The sequence below is a fragment of the Actinoplanes sp. NPDC051633 genome (assembly GCF_040681735.1).
Taxonomy (GTDB): domain Bacteria; phylum Actinomycetota; class Actinomycetes; order Mycobacteriales; family Micromonosporaceae; genus Actinoplanes.
Window position 1 is genome coordinate 1 of the sequence record NZ_JBFAZH010000640.1, and the last position, 4,621, is coordinate 4,621.

General features: G+C 69.0%; 4 protein-coding genes. 3 read left to right on the plus strand and 1 reads right to left on the minus strand.

Going from position 1 to position 4,621, the window contains the following annotated elements; all coding sequences use genetic code 11:
- Positions 1-422: hypothetical protein (locus AB0M20_RS28570; RefSeq protein WP_364303396.1), on the minus strand; the 422-nt coding region annotated here is incomplete at its 3' end.
- Positions 423-514: 92 nt separating this feature from the next.
- Here AB0M20_RS28570 and AB0M20_RS28575 point away from each other — a divergent pair.
- From AB0M20_RS28575 to AB0M20_RS28585, 3 genes are all read left to right on the plus strand, one after another.
- Positions 515-1,291, plus strand: a complete 777-nt coding sequence (locus AB0M20_RS28575; protein WP_364303398.1) for a fused MFS/spermidine synthase — start codon at positions 515-517, stop codon at positions 1,289-1,291.
- Positions 1,292-1,427: 136 nt separating this feature from the next.
- Positions 1,428-3,395: an alpha-1,4-glucan--maltose-1-phosphate maltosyltransferase gene (locus AB0M20_RS28580; protein ID WP_364303400.1), complete on the plus strand. Its 1,968-nt coding sequence runs from the start codon at positions 1,428-1,430 to the stop codon at positions 3,393-3,395.
- Between the two features lie 41 nt (positions 3,396-3,436).
- On the plus strand, positions 3,437-4,621 hold a 1,185-nt coding region (locus AB0M20_RS28585), incomplete at its 3' end, for an alpha-amylase family glycosyl hydrolase (protein WP_364303402.1).

Sequence of the window (4,621 nt, forward strand, 5' to 3'; positions counted from 1 at the left end):
AGCAGCTGGCGGAACTCGTCGCCCCGGGCGTGCGGGCGCGGCTGCACCCGCGGGACGGCGGCGGCCACCGCGTCGGCGGCGCGCCGGGCCACCAGCGGGTCGGCCAGCAGGCACGCGGCCCAGCTCACCACGACCTCGTCGACCCAGGTACGCCAGCCCTCGTCGATGTCCTGCTCGTCCTCGGGCTCCGACCCGGCGCGCCAGTCGAGCACCGCCGAGCCGCCCGGCCCGGCGATCGCGACCAGCGCGGCGTCCATCGCCGTCGGATAGCGCAGCCACGCCGCCACAGTCACCGCCTGCCGGGCCTGAGCCTCGTTGCGGTTGAACGACGCGCCGTCGGAGGCGGCCGGCGGGTAGGCGCGGGACAGCCAGTGGGTGCTCGCCGCGATGACGGGCGACAGATCGGCGGACGGTCCGGGCACCGGTGATTCCCCTCGTCGGCACGGGCCCGGGGCGGACTCGCGTCGGCTCACCACTCGGCGGGCGGGACGCGGGCTTGAGTAGGGTCTCCGCGATGGCACCCGAGGGCAACCGACGCGCAACGGTCGCCGCGGCGGTCACCCACGGAATCGCCGAGCTGCGCCCCGACCCGGCGCGGCCACGGGCCTGGACGCTGCTGCTGGACGGCGTGCCCCAGTCGTACGTCGACCTCGACGACCCCACCCGGCTCGGGTTCGGTTACCTGATCTCGGCCGCGGCGGTGCTGCGGTCGATGACCTCGGCACTCGTACCCCTTGAGGTGTTGCACCTGGGGGGCGGCGGCCTGGCGCTGCCCCGCTTCCTGGACCACATCCGGCCCGGCTCCGCGCAGCGGGTGGTGGAACGCGACGGTGAGCTGGTCGCGCTGATCCGCCGGATGCTGCCGCCGCCCGCGGCTGTTCAGATCGTGGTGGGTGACGCCCGGCGGTGTCTGGAGACCGAGGGGGCCGGGCGGTACGACGCGATCGTGGTCGATGTCTTCGAGGGCGCGTCGGCCCCGGTGAGCGTGGGCACCACCGGGTTCGCCGAGGCCGCGCGACGGGCGCTGCGCCCGGATGGGCTCCTGGTGATGAATGTGACGGACGTGCCGCCGCTGGCGCACACCCGGATCCAGGTGGCGACGCTGGCCGCGATCTTCGCCGACGTGCGCGCGATGGCCGAACCCCAGATGCTGCGCGGGCGGCGGGCGGGAAACATCGTTCTCGTCGCCGGCGCAGCGGTGCCGGACCGCATCCCTGCCCTCGTCCCGGCCGCGGAATTGCGTGCCTTTGCGGCCGGCGCTCAGGCGCGCCTCGATGAGCCTGAGCGATAGGGCTCCGGTAGGTTGAGCGTTGTCGGCGGGCGGCCGTTTGCGAACGCTCCACTACGGAGAAGTTTCCAGTCAACGGCGGATGTTGAATTCGCGCTGTCGCCGAACCGTCCAGGCCAATCTGATTACGGTGGAGATCATGACCGGACGCTTTCCCATCGAGGACGTGACCCCGTCGGTGTCCTGTGGCCGCTACCCCGCCAAGGCGGTGGTCGGCGAGCTCGTCCCGGTCTCGGCGGTGTCCTATCGCGAAGGACACCACGCGCTCGGGTTGAACGTGGTATGGCAGGGCCCGGACCGGCACAACGAGCCGTTCACCCGGATGAAGCCGGGCGCGCCCGGTCTCGACCAGTGGCACGGGGTGATCAAGCCGGACACCGTCGGCAGGTGGACGTTCACCGTCGAAGCGTTCGACGATCCCTACTTGACCTGGCACAACGCGGTGACCAAGAAGATCGGCGCGGGCCAGGGCGTCGAGGATCTGGCCAACGATCTGGTCGAGGGCGCCGACGTGCTGGATCTGGCCGTCAAGATCGTGCCGGAGTCCGACCAGGATCGGGTACGCGAGGCCGCCGCCGCGCTGCGCGACCACGACCGGTCGCTGTTCGCCCGGGTCTCCCCCGCCCTGGAGTTGCAGTCGCTGCTGTGGGACAACCCGGTGCGTCAGCTGGTCACCACGACGCGGTCCTACGCGATCTGGGTCGATCGGCCGCGCGCGCTGTACTCGGCGTGGTACGAGTTCTTCCCCCGCTCCGAGGGCGCGGAGGTCGGCGCGGAGGCGACGCCGATCAAGCACGGCACCTTCCGGACGGCCGCGGAGCGCCTGCCGGCCGTCGCCGGGATGGGCTTCGACGTCGTGTACCTGCCGCCGATCCACCCCATCGGCAAGATCAACCGCAAGGGCCGCAACAACACCCTGGTGGCACGTCCGGTGGACGTCGGCTCGCCGTGGGCGATCGGCTCGGACGAGGGCGGCCACGACGCCATCCACCCGCAGCTGGGCACCCTCGAGGACTTCCGCGACTTCATCGGCGTGGCCCACGACAACGGCCTGGAGATCGCGATGGACCTGGCGCTGCAGTGCGCGCCCGACCATCCCTGGGTCAAAGAGCACCCCGAGTGGTTCACCACGCGCGCCGACGGCACCATCGCCTACGCCGAGAACCCGCCCAAGAAGTATCAGGACATCTATCCGCTGAACTGGGACAACGACTACCGCGGGCTGCGCGACGAGGTGTACCGCGTGGTCATGCACTGGGTGGCGCAGGGCGTCAAGATCTTCCGCGTCGACAACCCGCACACCAAGGCCCTCAACTTCTGGCAGTGGCTCATCGCCAAGGTCAAGGAGGAGGACCCCGACGTGTTGTTCCTGGCCGAGGCGTTCACCCGGCCGGCGATGATGAACGGGCTCGGCAAGATCGGCTTCACGCAGTCGTACACGTACTTCACCTGGCGCACGACGGCCCAGGAGATGCGCGAGTACATGCAGGACCTGCTCGGCTCGATCGACTGGATGCGGCCGAACTTCTGGCCGAACACGCCGGACATCCTGCCGGTGCATCTGCAGCACGGCGGCCCGCCGATGTTCAAGATCCGCACGGTGCTGGCGAGCATGCTCACGCCGTCGTGGGGGATGTACTCGGGTCTGGAGCTCTTCGAGCACGTGCCGCGGCCGGGCGCCGAGGAGAACATCGACAACGAGAAGTTCGAGCTGAAGCCGCGCGACTACGCCGCCGCCGAGCGGGCCGGCCGGTCGCTTGCCCCGTTCATCACCCGGCTCAACCAGATCCGGCGCGAGAACCCGGCCCTGCACTGGCTGCGCAACCTGCGTTTCCACGAGATCGACAACCCGAACCTGTTGTGCTTCTCCAAGCGCGATCCGGAGACCGGCAACACCGTACTGGTGATCTGCTCGTTCGACTCGATGAACGTGCAGTGGGGCAACACCGTGCTGAACATGCCCCAGCTCGGACTGGACTGGCATGACCGTTTCACGGTCACCGACCAGATCTCCGGGGCATCGTACGAGTGGGGGCAACACAACGCGGTGCGGATCGACCCGTATGTCGAGCCGGCCCACGTCTTCGTCGTGCAGCGCAACTTCTAGGCGGGGTTGATCTTTCGCGGGCAGGGTAGGTGGAAGTGACGATGGATCTGAAGAACGACCCGATTCCGAGCGATGGCAGCCACGTCGAGGACGGCGTGGTCGAACATCCGACCGCCGATGATTTCGAGCACGCCAGAGCCCTGCCCGCGGACCGCACCTGGTTCCAGCGCGCGGTGTTCTACGAGGTGCTCGTCCGGGCGTTCTACGACTCGAGCTCCGACGGCTCCGGCGATCTGCGCGGCCTGATCGAGCGGCTGGACTATCTGCAGTGGCTCGGCGTGGACTGCCTCTGGCTGCCGCCGTTCTACCAGTCGCCGCTGCGCGACGGCGGCTACGACATCAGCGACTTCTACCGGGTGCTGCCGGAGTTCGGCACGGTCGAGGACTTCGTGGCCCTGCTCGACGCGGCGCACAAGCGCGGCATCCGGGTGATCACCGACCTGGTCATGAACCACACCTCCGACCAGCACGCGTGGTTCCAGGAGTCGCGGCGCGACCCGGACGGCCCGTACGGCGACTTCTACGTGTGGAGCGACACCGACGACAAGTATCAGGACGCCCGGGTCATCTTCGTGGACACCGAGGAGTCGAACTGGACGTTCGACCCGGTGCGCCGGCAGTTCTTCTGGCACCGGTTCTTCTCGCACCAGCCCGACCTCAACTACGACAACCCGGCCGTGCAGAACGCCATGCTCGACGTGCTGCGGTTCTGGCTCGACCTGGGCATCGACGGCTTCCGGCTGGACGCGGTGCCGTACCTGTTCGAGCGGGAGGGCACCAACGGCGAGAACCTGCCGGAGACCCACGCCTTCCTCAAGCACTGCCGCAAGGTGATCGACGACGAGTTCCCGGGCCGGGTGCTGCTGGCCGAGGCGAACCAGTGGCCGGCCGACGTGGTGGAGTACTTCGGCGACTCCAAGACCGGCGGCGACGAGTGCCACATGGCGTTCCACTTCCCGCTGATGCCGCGCATCTTCATGGCGGTCCGGCGCGAGTCGCGCTTCCCGATCTCCGAGATCCTGGCGCAGACGCCGGCCATCCCGGACAACTGCCAGTGGGGCATCTTCCTGCGTAACCACGACGAGCTCACGCTCGAGATGGTGACTGACGAAGAGCGCGACTACATGTACTCCGAGTACGCCAAGGATCCGCGGATGAAGGCGAACGTCGGCATCCGCCGCCGGCTGGCACCGCTGCTGGAGAACGACCGGAACCAGATCGAGCTG

Coding starts and splice junctions, on each gene's coding strand:
- AB0M20_RS28575 (WP_364303398.1), top strand. CDS start 515: ATGGCACCCGAGGGCAACCGACGCGCAACGGTCGCCGCGGCGGTCACC.
- AB0M20_RS28580 (WP_364303400.1), top strand. CDS start 1,428: ATGACCGGACGCTTTCCCATCGAGGACGTGACCCCGTCGGTGTCCTGT.